At 37.7% G+C, this 17,213-nt stretch carries 14 protein-coding genes; 5 read left to right on the forward strand and 9 right to left on the reverse strand.

What is annotated here, in order from left to right; all coding sequences use genetic code 11:
• Nucleotides 1-49: 49 nt before the first annotated feature.
• The 3 genes from ACP8HG_RS20200 (at nt 50) to ACP8HG_RS20210 (ending at nt 3,149) form a co-directional block, all read left to right on the forward strand.
• Nucleotides 50-592, forward strand: a complete 543-nt coding sequence (locus tag ACP8HG_RS20200; RefSeq protein ID WP_187046628.1) for a sigma-70 family RNA polymerase sigma factor — start codon at nt 50-52, stop codon at nt 590-592.
• Nucleotides 570-1,577: a DUF4179 domain-containing protein gene (locus tag ACP8HG_RS20205; protein ID WP_187046629.1), complete on the forward strand. Its 1,008-nt coding sequence runs from the start codon at nt 570-572 to the stop codon at nt 1,575-1,577. Before ACP8HG_RS20200 ends, ACP8HG_RS20205 begins: the two co-directional genes overlap by 23 nt.
• A gap of 1,068 nt (nt 1,578-2,645) precedes the next feature.
• The gene (locus ACP8HG_RS20210; protein WP_067205703.1) at nt 2,646-3,149 is read left to right on the forward strand and encodes a GNAT family N-acetyltransferase; all 504 of its coding nucleotides are present in this window, start codon (nt 2,646-2,648) and stop codon (nt 3,147-3,149) included.
• A 171-nt stretch (nt 3,150-3,320) separates the two neighbouring features.
• Here ACP8HG_RS20210 and ACP8HG_RS20215 read toward each other — a convergent pair whose 3' ends face one another.
• Both ACP8HG_RS20215 and ACP8HG_RS20220 read right to left on the reverse strand, forming a co-directional pair.
• Complete coding sequence (locus ACP8HG_RS20215; protein WP_082786792.1) at nt 3,321-4,058, reverse strand: DUF2935 domain-containing protein; 738 nt, start codon at nt 4,056-4,058, stop codon at nt 3,321-3,323.
• A gap of 169 nt (nt 4,059-4,227) precedes the next feature.
• Entirely contained in the window at nt 4,228-5,148 is a 921-nt protein-coding gene (locus tag ACP8HG_RS20220) for a S66 peptidase family protein (protein ID WP_438297784.1), read from the reverse strand.
• 419 nt (nt 5,149-5,567) lie between these two features.
• Here ACP8HG_RS20220 and ACP8HG_RS20225 point away from each other — a divergent pair, with 419 nt between their 5' ends.
• Both ACP8HG_RS20225 and ACP8HG_RS20230 read left to right on the forward strand, forming a co-directional pair.
• Nucleotides 5,568-6,410, forward strand: coding sequence for a glycerophosphodiester phosphodiesterase (locus ACP8HG_RS20225; protein ID WP_067205712.1), 843 nt, complete (start codon nt 5,568-5,570; stop codon nt 6,408-6,410).
• Between the two features lie 284 nt (nt 6,411-6,694).
• Nucleotides 6,695-7,909: a carboxylate--amine ligase gene (locus ACP8HG_RS20230; RefSeq protein ID WP_067205715.1), complete on the forward strand. Its 1,215-nt coding sequence runs from the start codon at nt 6,695-6,697 to the stop codon at nt 7,907-7,909.
• 63 nt (nt 7,910-7,972) lie between these two features.
• On the opposite strand, the gene ACP8HG_RS20235 is transcribed toward ACP8HG_RS20230, so the two are convergent.
• The 7 genes from ACP8HG_RS20235 to ACP8HG_RS20265 all read right to left on the reverse strand — a co-directional run bounded on the left by ACP8HG_RS20235 (nt 7,973) and on the right by ACP8HG_RS20265 (nt 16,839).
• On the reverse strand, nt 7,973-9,196 hold the full coding sequence (locus ACP8HG_RS20235) for a methyl-accepting chemotaxis protein (RefSeq protein WP_187046631.1): 1,224 nt from the start codon (nt 9,194-9,196) through the stop codon (nt 7,973-7,975).
• Nucleotides 9,197-9,310: 114 nt separating this feature from the next.
• Complete coding sequence (locus ACP8HG_RS20240) at nt 9,311-10,390, reverse strand: DUF871 domain-containing protein (protein ID WP_067205721.1); 1,080 nt, start codon at nt 10,388-10,390, stop codon at nt 9,311-9,313.
• The gene (locus ACP8HG_RS20245) at nt 10,391-11,701 is read right to left on the reverse strand and encodes a 6-phospho-beta-glucosidase (protein WP_438297787.1); all 1,311 of its coding nucleotides are present in this window, start codon (nt 11,699-11,701) and stop codon (nt 10,391-10,393) included.
• Nucleotides 11,702-11,812: 111 nt separating this feature from the next.
• Complete coding sequence (locus tag ACP8HG_RS20250; RefSeq protein WP_067205725.1) at nt 11,813-12,133, reverse strand: PTS lactose/cellobiose transporter subunit IIA; 321 nt, start codon at nt 12,131-12,133, stop codon at nt 11,813-11,815.
• A 9-nt stretch (nt 12,134-12,142) separates the two neighbouring features.
• Nucleotides 12,143-13,516, reverse strand: coding sequence for a PTS sugar transporter subunit IIC (locus tag ACP8HG_RS20255; RefSeq protein WP_187046633.1), 1,374 nt, complete (start codon nt 13,514-13,516; stop codon nt 12,143-12,145).
• A gap of 152 nt (nt 13,517-13,668) precedes the next feature.
• Nucleotides 13,669-13,971: a PTS sugar transporter subunit IIB gene (locus ACP8HG_RS20260; RefSeq protein ID WP_067205726.1), complete on the reverse strand. Its 303-nt coding sequence runs from the start codon at nt 13,969-13,971 to the stop codon at nt 13,669-13,671.
• A 195-nt stretch (nt 13,972-14,166) separates the two neighbouring features.
• Complete coding sequence (locus ACP8HG_RS20265) at nt 14,167-16,839, reverse strand: sigma 54-interacting transcriptional regulator (protein ID WP_187046634.1); 2,673 nt, start codon at nt 16,837-16,839, stop codon at nt 14,167-14,169.
• Nucleotides 16,840-17,213: the final 374 nt, after the last annotated feature.

Raw genomic sequence — 17,213 nt, forward strand, 5'->3', positions numbered from 1 at the left:
GCATCTTTTTTTGATTGAAAACTCTCTAATAGTCAGGACGGTGAAAAAAATGACGGTTAATGACAAGAAAGTAATAAAAGCGATTGGAGGAGATCAACAAGCGTTGTTGTTTTTGCTTCAACAAGAAAAAGAGAAAATTTATCGTACTGCATTTAGTTATGTTCGAAATAAGGCGGATGCTTTAGACGTTTTCCAGCAAACTGTGCTATCGGCAATTGAGTCTATTCATCAGTTAAGGGAGCCAAAGTATTTTTCGACATGGCTGATGAAAATTTGTATCAATGTATCACTTGGTGTACTTCAAAAACAAAAGAAAGTGGTTTTGATGGACGATCTGAAATTTCAATCCCTTTCCGCGGAGATGGCAACATCTGATGAAAAAATGGACTTACTTGATGCCATTTATAGATTAAATGACAAATATAAGACAGTCCTTATTTTGAGATATTATGAAGATTTAACTTTTGAGCAAATAGCAGAGATACTTGGCGAACCAATCGGTACAGTCAAATCGAATGGCAAGAGAGCGTTAGCGAAACTCAAACCGATATTAAAAGGAGTGTATATAGATGACCGAGCAAAACCGCTTTAAAGAAGTGATAAATGAAATTCCTGTTCCTTCTGAAGAGTTAGATGCTATTTTGATAGATGCTTTCAAACAGGAGAAAAAGATAATAAAATTCCCCTTCAAACGAATGGTTAAATATACTGCAGTTGTAGGGATTCTGTCTATTTGTACGATTTCCTCTGCTTATGTGTCACCTGCATTTGCTAACTTTGTTACGCAAATTCCAGTCATTGGTCATGCATTCGACTATTTCATCTTACAAGAAGACTATTATCAAGCGTATGAGGAAATCAGTACAGATATTGGTTTAGTTGAAAAAAGTAATGGCGTCGAACTAATTATTGAGAAAGCATTTTATGATGGGAATACGGTGACGCTTTCGTATGTACTGCGAACAGAAGAGGATTTAGGTTCATTTCCAACTTTCGAAAATCTGCCCACTAATATAAGTAATGCTGGTTATGAAGGAGAGTATGTCGATGGAGTCGGCTATGTCGGCATGATGACCTTATCAATGCTGGAGGACGCTAAGGAGACGGTAAATGTTATTTGGAAACCAAAATCGATTTCTTCAGATCAAAAGACAATAAAAGGGGATTGGCAGTTTGCATTTTCTTTAAATGCGCTAAAGGGATCACATATTTCGATTAATGAACAAGTAAGTAAAGAAGGTATTACAGTCGAATTAATTGACGCAATCAAAACAGATGTCAATTTAACAGTAAACTATTTACAAAATGTCAAACCATCCGTTCATAACAACTGGATGTACGTTGAAGCAGAGTTACATGCAATTGATAATTTAGGTAACGAATATAAAGTGCCTTATACTGGCGGAACAGGAACAAAAGGTGGAGATTCCAGTGAAGATATCACATGGAATGCAACGATTCATGGTCTTGCCCAAGAAGCAACATCCATTACATTTTATCCATTCGCACATGTAAGCAATAGTCAAAGCGATAATAAACGTATTGATTTCGAACCGATTATTGTGGAATTAGAGTAGCTATCAGGTGATTTACTCAACAGTGCTGTTCTCAAACGTTTAAACTTGGGCGTACACTTATGCTTCTTAACCCAGTCGATTAACTGTAATAGAAATACTGTCTTAGTAGAAAATGTTCGAATTCCCTTTCCTTTTGGAATCATTATATACCGAGTAATTGAATATTTATGAATGTCCATACTGCATGCATGCTCAATGATTAATAGCTGATCGACCTTCCTCTCCCAGGCGTAGTATCCAATACCCGTTCTGCACATATTTTCATTCTCTGTTGTGTGGCGCTAATTTTGCACTACTTATATGGTTAACTGTCCAAGGTTTGATACCTGTACTGTAAATTAGAGTCTATAGTAAGGAAAAACGCCTTCCATTTATGTATAACCATTCGAAGTGGTTACACGGAAGACGTTCCCAAAAAACATATGGTTATCCTATCAGACTATCGCTTAATTAAAAAACTTGAGAAAGGCGTTTTCAGTTCCGCTGCAAGAACAAGGCACTTGTTCTTGCAGCGGAACTTTCTTTAAATAGTTATATTGGTGTTCGTCTAGCGGAAATGTTTGAATTCATACATGTTGATGGAGTTGAAGTTGCGGTTGTACGTTTGTTGAGCGTTCTTAATATCGAAAACAGGCTGTTTATTGGCCTTATAGTTTAGAGTATCGGTCATGTCGGCGAATGCTTGGTATATAATGATGCTGTTTGATTTGATTCTGGCAGATTAACGGGAGTCTTATTCGGTCTTTTCAAAGATTCCATTTAGTGGAGCTGATTTAATTGTTGCAATAATGTCCGTTTATATTGGAATTATTTTGATGATTGGTATCTTCTGGTTGTATACGGAATTATTTATAAGAATCCCGTTAGATAGCGAAAAGTACCAGCGAACTTGCACGGAAGTTATCTAATTGTTAGAATTAATTATCCATACTTTTATTGGAAATGAATTTATTGCTTCCTCTTTTATATGGAATTAATATTATGGGAGCCGCTGCCAATAACATATACTTATTTCTAAATTTGTTATTTGTCTATTTAATAGACGCAAATTATGATAGGAGTGTATAAATGATGGAATTAAAGACAGAACGGTTAAGATTAATACCCTTAAATGCAGTAAACTTAAAATTACTAATTGATAATCAGAAGGCAATGGAATTAAAGTTATCACTAAGTCATTCAGATGAAATTCTTAGTGAGGAACTTAGGCAAGCCATGGAATATAGACTTACAAAGGTAGTAAATGATAAGCAAAATTATTTGTGGAATACAAATTGGTTAATTGTTTCTGATGATAATAATTGTGTAATTGGCGGCATGATGCTAAAGGGCTTGCCAAATGCAAATGGTGAAGTAATAATCGGCTATTACACATTGCCTAACTATCAAGGTAATGGCTATATGACGGAAACGATTATTAGAACGAAAAGTTGGCTGTTAAGTCAGCCTAATGTTCGGTATATAATTGCAGATACCGAAAAAGACAATAATGCTTCTCATAGAGTATTAGAAAAGACGGGTGCAGAAATGTATAAAGAAACGGAAGAATTATATTATTGGAGAATTTTTTAGATAATTCCTCAGTAGGAGAGAACCAGCATTTTATATGTTGGTTCTTTTTCTTTGGATATACCACGTCAGGTAATAACTTTTTTATGATAGTGGAGGTGTATATGATGAAATACGCCGGAAGGGGAATAAGTGTCTCGAAATGAATCCCAGCAATTTTTTCATAATAAGGTGTTAAGTACTTTGTGTTGTAAGATGCTCATCGAATGCATCAATAATTTGAAGGAAGTGATCCGCTTCACGGTAAACGTGGTCAGCAAGCAAAGCGGGAATGTTGCTCTTTATTTTACATGCTTCAATTAAATCTCTTGCCGTCTTTTTGAAATCGCGTAACGATACGACAGAAACGCGATTTTGGTCAAGAAAGTGTTCTAAAAGCGGTTGAGTTTCTGACTGAGGACGCATGTGATCCAAATCTTGTGCTTGGAAAAGAAGTTGGTCGAAATCATGGCTAAATTCTCGAGCTTGATCGACAAGTTTTCTTTCGGATGGGTCTAATAGATGGCTGATGAATTTTGAGTGATCCGCCATTATTTTTAAGAAAAACACATTCTCTTTAATAATTGCCTCAGGTAAAGGTATCAGCTTACCTTCATTTAATTCTTTCAATCGCTTAGCAAAATAAGCCGCCTCTCGGCTTGTATGATCAACTAATAAAGGAATATTATTGGACACAATTTGGCACCGTAATATCAATCCCAGTACTTTTCGTTTATATGCCCAAATAGAAGCTGCCGCCTGATACACTTGAATGTTTAGTTGTCTAATTACATTCGGATCTGTTGTTTCGTTGTAATTGCTAATTTGTTCTTCAATTCGTTCAAATACTGCAATAAATTGCTGTGCTTCTCGAATAAGTTCTGTATCATCTGCAGTAAACCCGAGACTTAAAAAGAAAGCGTGTTCCTTCATAATCCGTGACCAAAATCGGATCTCATCCAATGATTGTGTTACAAATGTCGGAATCGGATATTCACTCCTCTTATAGTGTCGATGCTATCTACTGTATTCGGAGTAGGATGAATCCATACTGCTTTCATATTTAATAATTAATACTCAGGGATTAAGCAATGTGTTATTGCTAGCTAACAGCAGGTTCCATCACAGTTATTGTCCGGTTAACTGTATTCATATTCAAGGTTGCTCCAATAGGTATTGTAGCTTTATAAATGCCATGTCCAGTTGCTAGATTGGACATGAGTGGTTTACCTAAAGGTACTAGAAAATCGTTTATAAGATCGTTATAGGACTTTCCATATGCATCTACACAATTTGTACATTCCCCCATTATTATCCCTACACAATCATCGAACTTCTTGGCTAATAAAAGATGATTCAAATACCTGTAAACTGTGTTAATCGGTTCATGCGTTTCTTCAAGTACGATAATTTTTCCTTCCGTATTGATTTCAAAAGAAGTTCCTAACGTACCGATGAAAGATGTGAGATTGCCTCCGACAACGGGACCGGTAACGTTTCCGGGAACTAAGCTTTCGAGGAGCATACCAGGTGGATTATTTATTAGCCAAGGCGCGGTTAATGTTGTGGTTGCTGAGAAGAATTGATTGAAATTATATGCCGGAGTATTTGGATTGAAGTCTAGCAGGAGAAGGCTGTGAAATGAAATTAAGTCCGCATATTCGTACAGTACATTTAGTAGTACTGTAATGTCACTGTAGCCTGAGACGATTTTCGGATTTTGAGAAATGATAGAAAAGTCGAGGAAGGGGAGAATACTTGCTACACCAACGCCGCCCCTTGAAGGCAATATCCATTTCACTTCTTTATTCTGAAACATGTTCATCAAATCCGACGCCATTTGTTGGGGCGTCGCTGCGAGGAATCCATTCGATGAATAGACATGCTCGCCTACAAGTACTTTAAACCCCAAATTCCGTAAATTTGTTATTCCTGCATCTATTCTACTTGCTGCCAATGGACTCCCCAACGTAACAATCCCAACAGTATCTCCTGGCTGCAAGTGAGGTGGTTTTATAGCCATATTTTACAGCTCCCTTTTAAATGAAATAGGATCATGTGAATCCTTGTATTTATAAGAAAAGAAATAATTTATGTTAACAAATGAATACCTATATAAACTGAGTGAAGGCGCCTTCCAAGGGGCAGCCGAAGCGAATTCATTGGGGTTCTTTATTTCAATCTATATATTCCGCACTGCTTATTTAGAATTAACTAGGTGGTATACCTCGCAAGTATAACGAACGAATCTAGCGACAAAGCGATGTTGGAAGAACAATCTATTTGTTAAGTGCCGACTATCTATAGAGATTTTTATTGGAACTATTTGTATCTTTAAGCCTAGTAAGAATTAACAGTTGCAGGACCTTCCGCATATGCTATAATAAATAAAAAGAATGATTAGAATAGTTAGTATTAATCATTTGGTCTGAGGTTATAATTATGGGGGAGTTACAGAAAAAGAAGCTATTATTCGTCTTTGTAAGTATATGTATGCTACTTCTAGTTGGTTACGAGGCACGACCTTTTCATCATGTAGAAATGAATGGAATGATTAGTGTTGCGCACCGTGGCGCTTCTAATTTTGCTCCAGAAAATACGCAGTCAGCTTTTCGAAAAGCATTAGAGCTTGGGGCAGACTTTTTAGAATGTGATGTGCACCTGTCGAAAGATGGAGAGTTAATCATTATGCATGATGACAAAGTGGACAGGACAACAAATGGTTCTGGCTATGTGAAAAACTTCACGCTTGCCGAATTGAAAGAGCTAGATGCAGGAGGGAAATTCCATTCTTCATTTGCCGGAGAAAAAATCATTACTTTAAATGAATTGCTCGAAGAATTTTACGGGGAAACTGGTTTATTAATAGAGATTAAGAAGCCATCGATGTACCCGGGTATCGAAGAGCGAGTAGTGGCTTTGTTGGGTGAATATAATGATTTGAACAGCATTATTGTTCAATCTTTCGATATCGAATCGATGAGGAAAATGAACACGTTGCTTCCAGAATTAGAGGTGGCCCTACTCATAAAACCATCTATTCAATCTCTGTCCTCTCAAAAAATAATTGACCTGACATCCTTTGCGACATATATTAACTTTAATGTCTCATATGTCAATAAACGTGAGATCAATCAAATACATAATCAAGGTGGAAAAGTATTAGTTTGGTCTACGAAAAATCGAGGATGGGTGGACAAAGCTTATCAATACAACGTTGACGGCATCATTACAGATTTTTCAATTTGGCCAGTCGAGGGCCCCATCCAGCTGGTGCAAGAGTAATCCACATCTGTTCCTTGGGAAAGCTGCCGTGATTATTGTAGCCGAAAGCGATCCAGGAACGTACTAGTCGACATAAAGACTTTTGCGCCTAGCTTACCTGTATGTTGTGTAAGAAAATGGTTAATCAATAGACATGAGAGTAATCCATAGTATGAAAAGGAATCTAGTACTAGCCAATTGGGGCAGTACTGGATTTTATTATGGTCCAGCTCATAATGCGCTTCCTTGACAATGAAAAACAGGAGCCATACACTTATGAGTAGAAAAGATAGTTGGAGGATAAAATGACAAATAATAATTTCATACCAATCATTATCGGAACAGACATGAATGCTTACAACATGGCGATCTCATTCCATGAAGAGTATGGTATCAACCCAATTCTAGTAGGAAAAGAATCTTTATCATTCACCAGTTTAAGCTCAATTATAAAGACGATAGAACTCAATCCAAAACTGCCTGAACAACAAGTATTCGTGAGCTTCTTGAAAGAGATTGCAGAGAAGTATGCGGAGCCAGGGAAAAAAATGCTGCTTATCGGAACAAATGATCTTTACGTCCGGATGATTATTGAAAATGCGGACGAGCTGAAAAGTCATTTCGTGTTTAATTATATTTCGGAACCACTTATGAACGATGTGCTTGTTAAATCGAATTTTTATAAGTTATGCGCAGAACATGGTATTGAAGCACCGGCTACATATTACTATTCTTGTCGGGATGAAAAGCCATTCTCAGAAAAGGTCATGTTCCCAATCATTATCAAACCAAGCAACGGTGTCGAGTACTATAAGAATCCGTTTGCAGGCATGGAAAAAGTGTATAAGGTCGATTCCTACGATGAAGTCCATAACGTTATTACAACGATTAAAGCGGGCGGCTATAGAGAGGATCTCATTATCCAGGACTATATTCCAGGGGACGATACATACATGTGGGATTCCGTATTCTACATGAACAGTCATGGAAAAGCTGAGCTGATCACTTTCGCACAAGTCGTGCTACAAGAGCATACCGTCACTGCGATAGGGAATTATACAGCGCTTATTACTCGGTATAATGAAGAGATGATGTTGAAACTAAAAGGCTTCCTTGAAGCATTGAACTACGTCGGTTACGCGAACTTTGATTTGAAGTATGACGAACGGGACGGTAAGTTCAAAGTGTTTGAGGTGAATATACGACAAGGACGATCAAGCTACTATATTACGGCTTGTGGACATAATATGGCGAAGTATCTAGTCGATGACGTCATTCACGGTCAACAGAAAGAGCTGACGCTACTGAATGAAAAATTCCTATTCACTGTCGTACCTAAAATCGTACTGAAGAAATTTGTGTCGAACCAAGAAGTACTCAAAGATGTGAAAGCATTGCTTAGAGCTGGGAAATACGGCAATCCATTGTTTTATAAAAAAGACCGTCATTTCAAGCGTAAGCTGTATTTATTCGCTAGACAAGTTAATTACTATCGTAAATATAAAAATAGTACATGGTAAAACAATCCCCTATGCGATATGCATAGGGGATTGTTTATTTCGACTTATAAGTGCTGTGTGTTATTAAGATTCCACTATCGAATCTAGCTGCATGCTGATCACGCTTAGACTTCCGGCGGACTCTGCAATCATGGCGATCATTTTGCTTTGTTTTTTTATTGATGAAGTAATATTTTCTACGGATCTTGCAGTTTGCTGAGAAACATCGGATGAGTTTTGGACAGCAATCGATATCGTATGGTTTTGTTCGGTCACTTTTTTTAATTCATCATTTAAAGTATCGATTGCTTCAATGGTTTGTGTAACGGCTTGCCGAATGGCGATGAATTCTTTTTCCGTTGCTTTAACGGATTCATCAAGCTGCCTGGAATGGGAGATGGTTTCCGTCATTGTCTGGATGGTCTTTTCTGTTTCGTGTTCAATGCTTGCGATCATTTTTTGAATTTGTTGTGTTGAAGTATTTGACTGCTCCGCTAATTTACGTACTTCACTAGCAACGATAGCAAACCCTTTCCCATGCACTCCCGCCCTTGCTGCTTCTATACTAGCGTTTAATGCCAATAAATTTGTTTCTGAAGAAATACCTTTAATCGTTTCGGTTATCCGGGAAATATCCAATGTTTTATTATATAGTGCTGAAATGCTTACACTAATTTGGTCTGAGGCGTGTAAGGATTTTTCATTGGATTGTTTAAGCTGTGCAACCATCTCTGCACCTTGTTGTGTGGCCATTTCTGAATTTGTTGTCACTTGACTAATGATCTGATTTTGTTGATTCATCATATCAATTGAATCGTTCATCATTTTCACTCGGTTGCTGACGATTTCCATATCTGCGACCTGATGTAATACTTCGTGTGAAATGCCAAGAATGGCGCTGTTGATATCAGCACTGGTGGCTGAGGTTGCTTCGGAAATGGCTGTAAGTTCTCCGGCAGACATTATGACGTGCATACTTGCATCACTAACTTGTTGGAAAAGCACCTCATTGTCATTCGAAAGGCTGTGAATGACCAAATGCAGCTTTTTAATGTCATCCGGTGTATTCGAACAATCTATTTTCGTTAGTGATGAAGCCTCCAACGCGGTTTGTGCCAATAACGTAAATGTTTTTCCAAAAGTTAAATAGAATGCCAGTATGCTCATAATTGTAAGTACGCCAATGGCTAAATAGGCAAGAAGCAAGCTTTCCCATTGTGCAAAAAGAGAGGCAGCTCCTCCGACGGATAAAACAAGGACACCATGGACGACTACTAATTTCATGAATAAGTAACTCTTTGTAAGCATTTCTCTCACTCCAGACTTTTTTCCCGTAAGGCAAAGTAGTTATATACTATCAGGCAGAGTTTGTGAAAAAACGGTGTCAGACGTGGAGAAACCGGTGCCTGACACCGCTAATGATTACTTTTCGATTAGCTTAAATTTTTGCCAAGGATGAATCTGATCTAGTAAAAACTGTTCCTCTTTGTCAACTGTTGCAACAATATTTGTGTTTCCACTGTTCTCCATAGGAGAGAGGGCAATATGGAGTTCACCTTTGTAACGCTCATAGCCGGAATTATCGATTGTGACACTTCCACGAGCAATTGTATCTGTATCATGAGCTGGGAAGTCATGTTGTTGATAGAGAACACGACTTTGCGTAGAACGGATAACATAGGCGGAAACATCTCCACGGTTGAAGTGTGGATTTTCTAACGCAATTTCTTTCTCCATCTGTGAAGTTTGTTCTTTAAAGTCCACCTTTAATTCTAATAAATAGCGGTTGAGCAAGGATAAACTTTTTAACTCCTCCTCTGACGCAAAAGCATTACCGATAATCAAATCATCAATGAGATTTGTTTGGAAGAAATCCTTTGCTTGAACATCAATGGGTAAAAAGCGATGCTCCTCAAGAGTTGGAAGGCCTTCTTGGACTGGCCACGGTCCAAACTCTGCATCTTTTGAAGAAATCATAGCTGCTGTACGGATGCCATTTTCTTTATATTGGGCAGAGCATTTGAGGAAATGTTCTCTTGATAGGCCCGTGTAACGTCGAGGATAAAAGTTATGGCAACCAATTATTTTTTGCTTGTTCGGTTGATAGGAAAGAATATTTTCAAGGTATTTCGTTCCTTGACTCATATTCAATTCAATGGAAAGTCCATAGTCATTGAAAGACATAACGCTTTCTTCTAATCCTGAAAAACCGAGGTCAAGCCTAAGCCCAGACAGACCAAGTTCCTTAAAATACGATAAATCTTTATAGGAAAGATTTTTTTCTTCGAAAACCGATGGACTGACATCGGCAATAACTTCAAACTCGAGTTCGTTTGCCTTTTTTAAAAGAGTTTGCAGTTGTTGGGTATCTTGTTCATCCGTTGCGGACATTAGACAGGTGAACATACGTGTGAAACCATAGAAACTAGCTTTTTCCATATAGTTGACGAGTTCTATTTCTGTCCCATACTGTGGATAAATTGAAATTCCGAGCTTTCTCATTTACACTAGTGCCTTCATTGAAAACTGTGGTAAATAGGCTTGATTGACTTCTAGTATCTCATCTAACAATAACTTAGCTACTTTACTGGAAGGAACAAACGGATTAGTTGTTAAGGCAAGCAACGCTTTTTGTTTATTTCCGGTCACAGCAGCTTCGATTGTTAATTGTTCAAATGCTTTTATCTGTTGGATTAAGCCGTTCAATTCAGGAGGGAGTTTACCAACTTGAATGGGCTGTGGTCCTTCACTATTAACAGTACAAGACACTTCAATAACAACATTATCCGGGAGATCTGTAATGGTTCCATTATTAGGGACGTTCACCGTATGAATGGCATGGTCATTGGTAACAATTGATGAAATAAGAGAGATGGCTGCTTCTGAATAAAGTGAACCGCCTCGTTCTTCTAATTCTTTCGGTTTGACGTCTAAATTAGGATTCTTATAGGTTTCAAATAATCCTTTTTCAATGATTTTAACTTGTTCAGCACGTGTTCCTCTGAGTTCGGCTGCTTCTTTTTCTTCAATCAGCATTTCATCCATCATGTAGTAATAACGATGATAGGGGCATGGCAAAGCATTTAACGCTTGTAAAAACTCTTTATCCCATGGCACATCATGAATGTTGCGCATATTCATATTGCGTCCCTCAGCGATGCGCTCGATAAGTGTACTCATTTTATCCTCACCGTTGACGAATACCTTTGTTGCATAGACAAGGTGATTTAATCCGGCAAAGGACATGTTTAGATTATCTCGATCAACTTCTAAAATAGTTGCAGTCATTTGTTTCATATTAATAGGCACATTACAGAGACCGATAGCTTTGACAGACGTGTACTTATGAATTGCTTCTGTTACTATTCCTGCTGGGTTGGTAAAGTTAATCAACCAGGCATCATTTGAATATTGCTCAATCTCTTTACAAATATCGAGGATGACGGGAATCGTCCGAAGGGCTTTTGCAAATCCCCCTGGTCCAACAGTTTCTTGACCAATTACATCGTATTTTAGTGGGATACGTTCATCACTTGCCCTTGCATCAAGACCACCAACCCGAAATTGTGTTAATACAAAATCTGCATTTGTAATTGCTTTAACACGATCAAAGGTAAGTTCAATCGTGATGGGAAGGCCGCTTTTTTTAATCATTCTCTTTGCAAGAGAACCGACAATTTCAAGTTTTTCTTTTCCTGCTTCAATATCAACCAATACGATTTCATCTGCTTTTATTTGAGTCGCCCGAAGAATAATACCTTCGATTAGTTCAGGTGTATAGCTACTGCCACCACCGATTACCGCAATTTTCATAGTTGGTTCCTCCAATATCTATAATATTTGTATGAATTTTATAGTCAAAAATAAAAGGGGGGAGCAATCACTGCATTAACTCGATTTCTCCCGAATGATATTATTTACAATTCAACTTTTCCGGCAGCTATTCATCGCTTCATATAAGGCGATAAATTCACCTGCAAGATCTTTAAATGTGATTGCGTTCATAAGATGATCTTGTGCATGAATGAGCAGGAGAGAGGATTCTACTTTCTCACCACGAATTTCTGACTGTATTAAAAATGTTTGAACACGATGTGCATTGCTCATTTCCACATTTGCTTTTTCAATCAATTCGTTAGCCTGATCGAAATTATTTTCTTTTGCAGCTTGAATCGCCTCGAAGGCAGTGCTTTTTGCATTCCCGCTATAAAGAATGATCTGCATGATTTGTTCTTCTAAGTTCATAACTGCTCACTACTTCCTACTTGAGATTAATGTTTTTTCTTCTGGTTGTAATATAGGCCCATCTTGGACTGATAATTCATTTTGTTGTTGACGAGAATCAGCTTCATCTTGTAATGCCAGTTCTTCTTGAAGTTTTTTCACTTCAATTCTTTCCGCAATTTTAACAAATGGCAGATAAATTACTACTGAAATGATTAAGTTAACAGCGGCTAATACAGCCCCTTTCCAAGATCCTGTGGCCAAAAACCCACCAATAACAGGTGGTGTTGTCCATGGGATGAGGTTAACCGTTTTTGGAACAATTCCAGTTGCAATCATAACGTAACTAAAGATTACCAGAACTACTGGCGTCAAGATGAATGGAATGATTAACAATGGATTTAACACAATCGGGAAACCAAATAGAATTGGCTCATTAATATTAAATAGACTTGGTCCCGCACTCAAGCCCGATATGTTTCGATAATGTTTATGACGACGGCCTGCAATAAACACCGCAATGATCAAACCAAGCGTTGCACCTGTACCCCCTAAATACATAAAGGCATCAAAAAATGGTTTTGTTACGATATAAGGAATTTCTAATCCAGCTTCAAATGCTTTTATATTTGCTTCAATTGCTGGTAAATAAACCGCTTGCATAACTGGCTCCATAACATTTCCTCCATGAAGTCCAAAAAACCAAAGAACATGGATAATCAATGCAAGAACAATGGCCGACCCAGGTGTGTTAGCCAATTTGGAGACTGGCTCCTGTAATGCATCGAAGAATGCTTGATGGATATCAGGCATGCCTGCTACTAAAGTAAATACCTTAATTAGACCAAATATACTTATTGCAATCATAGCTGGGAATAGAGCTGCAAATGATTTTGCTACCGCTGTCGGAACGCTAGGAGGCATCTTCATTACGAGCCTCTTATTGCCAAGTAATCTCGTGAAAATCTCAGTTGAAACGAGTGCTACAATAATAGCGATAAATAATCCTTGTGAACCGGCCCAAACTAATGGTAATCCTGAGCCCTCCGCAATGGGCGTTGTAATCGCTAGTAAAGAAGCAAAAGAGACAACCCCGGCTGACAGACCGTCCTTATCGTATGAACGGGCAAGTTGATAGGAAATTGTGAAGGCGATAAGTAACGAAACAATTGCGAATGTCCCCGTCCAAACGGCCCCACCAAATTGCTTCCAAGCATCACCGCCAAAAATCATCTCCATAAAATTCTGGTATGCTTCAATCGGCAAATTATTGATAAGCGTAACCATTGAACCAAGAATCATTAATGGCATGATAATAACAAAGCCATCACGAATGGCAGCTAGGTGACGTTGAGCCCCAATACGACCACCAATTTCCATAAACTTATCCATTTTTCCGTTCATTTTATTCTCCCCTTTATTCTTCCTTGGAATAAGAAAGAATGTATTTTTAGTTGATTATTACGTTAATTTAAATTAAAGATCAGAAATTCGACAAACCTCCGAATCTCTCCCCATATGATCTTCGTATCACTGGAAAAGCTTTGAGCCTATGATTATAGCAATGCAAGCGCCTTTGCAAGAACGGATTCGCCATTCATTGTGCCGTAATCGATACTTTCGATAACTTGAACTGGGATGTTTTTTCCTTCAACTGCTTTTTCAATTTTCTTTTTTAGATAACGCACTTGCGGTCCTAATAGTAGAACGTCAATTGAATCGAAGTGTCTACTAGACTCCGCTTCCGATACAGCAAAAATTTTAACATCCATAGCTTGAGCCTTTGCTGCCGATTCCATTTTTGTCACTAGTAAGCTAGTTGACATTCCTGCAGAACAAACGAGCATGATGGTTTTCATAGTCTATTCCTCCCCATTTCCTCTTTTTATAATTCAAGTAAATAGTAACAGTCGTATATTTACTTGTACGTCTATTTAATATGCAAGAAGCGTGCCGACTTTTTTTGGTGTAAACGCTGTCTTTTTGCGCCTTTTACGTTACACACATAAAAGTGAGGTGTGTAAACGTTCACACACCTCACTTTTTTAGGGTACCTATGTTGAGATACGATTGTTTTCTACAAACATTTTATAAATATGCATCTGTTCACTTTCTGCAAAGGTAATATCATATTCGACTTCTAAGCTATATAAGATAGTTTTCACAATCGCGAGCTTGTCTGCATGCTCTTGATGAAACTTTTTTGGACTAGGGAATGGACGTGCTGGTTGATTTAATCTCATATTTTCAATGAGAAAGGCTAAATGGAGGATAATGCCCGTATCGACCCCAGTATCCAGTGTGATGCTCAATTGCAATTCAAGTTTAATCACGGTTTTTTGCAATAGTTGTATTAAACGAGAGACAGAGGGAATCATTTTAAAGTGATTTTCAAGTGCTTCTACCATCTCGCTATAGGGTTCATGATTACCAATTAAATTTTCTAATCTTTTTAAATGATGGTCCTGGAAGATTTCAATCGGTGAAAAGTAAGGGATATTGAAGTATTCGAATTGGACAGTCCCTGCAATCGCTAATATATTATAGTCCTCTAGTAATTGATCGATTTTTTCTGTGAAAGATTGCCGATGAAGAAATTGTAAAGTAATAAGTTCGATATTTTTTCCTTTTACAACTTTTTCTAACTGTTCTTTAATCATTTTAGCGACACCATCGCCTGTGAAACAAGCTGTAATGATGGCTTTTTTGGATGGTTTCGGAAGGGATGCCGACGAACTGAACTGATTTTCAAGTAATTGCTTACTGCTATGATATATATCTTCCAAGCTTCTTCCTAATGAAGCTTTTCGAACCGCTTCCATTACTACAGGTGTACTTGCCATTGATACTGTTTTTGTTTTTATGCCCATCTCTTCAAAAATCATATGGCCAAAGGAAGAAAGTGAGCCCATATCTACAAGGAATAAGACTCCTTTTGTCGGTTGTAGATCATGTATTGCACCTTTGATAAGGTCATACATATCCCGTGCATCCATTGAAAGTGGCATATCAAAAGCCTTCCCGAGTCGTACGCCTAATAGATCCTGAACAGTCATTAACATACTAGTTGCAGTCGAGTTTCCATGCATAACGACGATAATGATGACCTTGTGTTCTTGGGTATACATGTTTTCTTCTATTTCGGGTACTAAAAACATGGTGATAAAACCGATTTCGTCAAGTGGAATTTCTACACCGACTTCATTTCCTATCATTTGTGCAGCTTCAATGGCGACTTTAAATTCTTTTGGATATTTTTTATGAATTTTATTTAAATTGGGATGTGAGATCAAGTTGTTCTGTTCGATTCGCTCAATTGTTCTTTGTAAATGAAGTGCAAAGGCAAATTTCATTTTCTTCTTAAAGGAACGATTTAATTCTAGTTCTGCAAAGTGGAAAATCTTATCAGTGATCTCCAAAATTTGATTATTAACCATTTCTTTTAAACCAACTTGTGGTAAATGGTCAATGTATTCATCAAAATATTGATTGAAATCAACAAGCAATTCTGTTTGAATCTCTTTATCGTTCTTACCCTCTTGGTGGAGTTGTTTTAACTTGTTCTCCATATTTTGATAAAGATTTTCCTCGTGTTCTTGGTCAATATACTCAGTACTTTCATCTTTATGGGAAAACGTGAAAACTTTCTTTTCCGTATCAATGAGTCCATCCATTTTTTCTCGATATTGTTTAACGTCCAGTAATCCTTTTTGGACATGGATTGATAGGTCATTCTGCCGAATTAGGATGCTCGATGTTTGATTTGATATATAATGCAAAAAAGATTTTGCGCAAGCGAGTTTTAAATCACGCTGTAATTGACCAATGTTAGCAGTCGTACGATAAAGTAAAAATGCGGTTAGTGCATGCCTTTCAACATAGATGGTCTCATTCAAAGATCCTGACTCCTGGATAAGAAAGTGCTCGATTAGCTGATAACGTTCTTCAAATTGGCGCTCCTCTAATGAGGGCAATGTTATCGTCATCGGAATCCTTCTTGTGAAAGTTTCAAGTAAATAAGATTCCGTAGATTCCGTAGTGGCCCCGATGATTTGGACAGAAGCGGTTTTCGTTTCCTCACTATCCCCTAAGCTTCGAAATTCCCCTTTATCGATGAAAGTAAATAGCATTTCTTGGCCTTCGGGAGGTAACCGATGAATTTCATCTAAAAACAAGACCCCTTTATCGGCTTTTTCGATTAGCCCTATCCGATTCTCAGTGGCCCCTGTAAAAGCCCCTTTTTTCACTCCGAAAATATGTCCGAACAACAGCTGGGGATTTTGAGCATAATCCGCACAATTGAATTGAATGAAAGGGGCATTCTCTTCGATACATTTTGACTCAAGAGAATAGTTGTACATAATTTTAGCGAAAAAGGATTTTCCAGTGCCTGTTTTACCTAGAATTAAAGTGTGCAAACCCCTTGGTGGATAGTGGATTGCGGCTTTCGCTTGTTGGACGGAAATTCTCAAACTTCCTTCCGTACCGATTAAGTGAGAAAATGCATCGTGATTGGGTTCTGCATATTTTGGTTTAGGCAATAACTCCTTATAAAAATAGAGGATTGGTTTCCCGCTAGTTTTTTCAATTAAACCATCTTTGTAAAGTTCATTTAAATATCTACTGACATTTGACCGATCAAGTTGAAGGTGTTCGGCTACCTCGATGGCGGAGACACTACTTTTTACTTTTTTAATATAATAAAAAATATCGTCTTTACGGCCCATATGTATTCCTCCTCAAGCGGCTACATTGTTTCAACTAATATGAATAGTTCGGTATTATCTTTATTTCTACCATGGTATCACAAACAAGTTCAATCAGATAGAAGACTTGAACCAAGTTTCATTCCACCTACAATTGGAGTTTCAAGCGAAGACTGGGATTTCAAAAGGTCAAGTAGCCTTATACCGAAACAAAAAGACTTCTCGCGTCTGGCTTTCTAACGAAGGTGAAACAGGAGATAGGTACTTATAACTAATAGCGGTAGTAATGGATTGAAATGATAAAGGATACTTTTGACCTTATAGTTGCTAAAATAAATGATCTTTACAATTGGATGATTAGTAGATGGTTGAGTTGTCTGAATTATTGCTATATA

Source organism: Sporosarcina sp. FA15 (genome assembly GCF_051550195.1).
Classification (GTDB): Bacteria; Bacillota; Bacilli; order Bacillales_A; family Planococcaceae; genus Sporosarcina; species Sporosarcina psychrophila.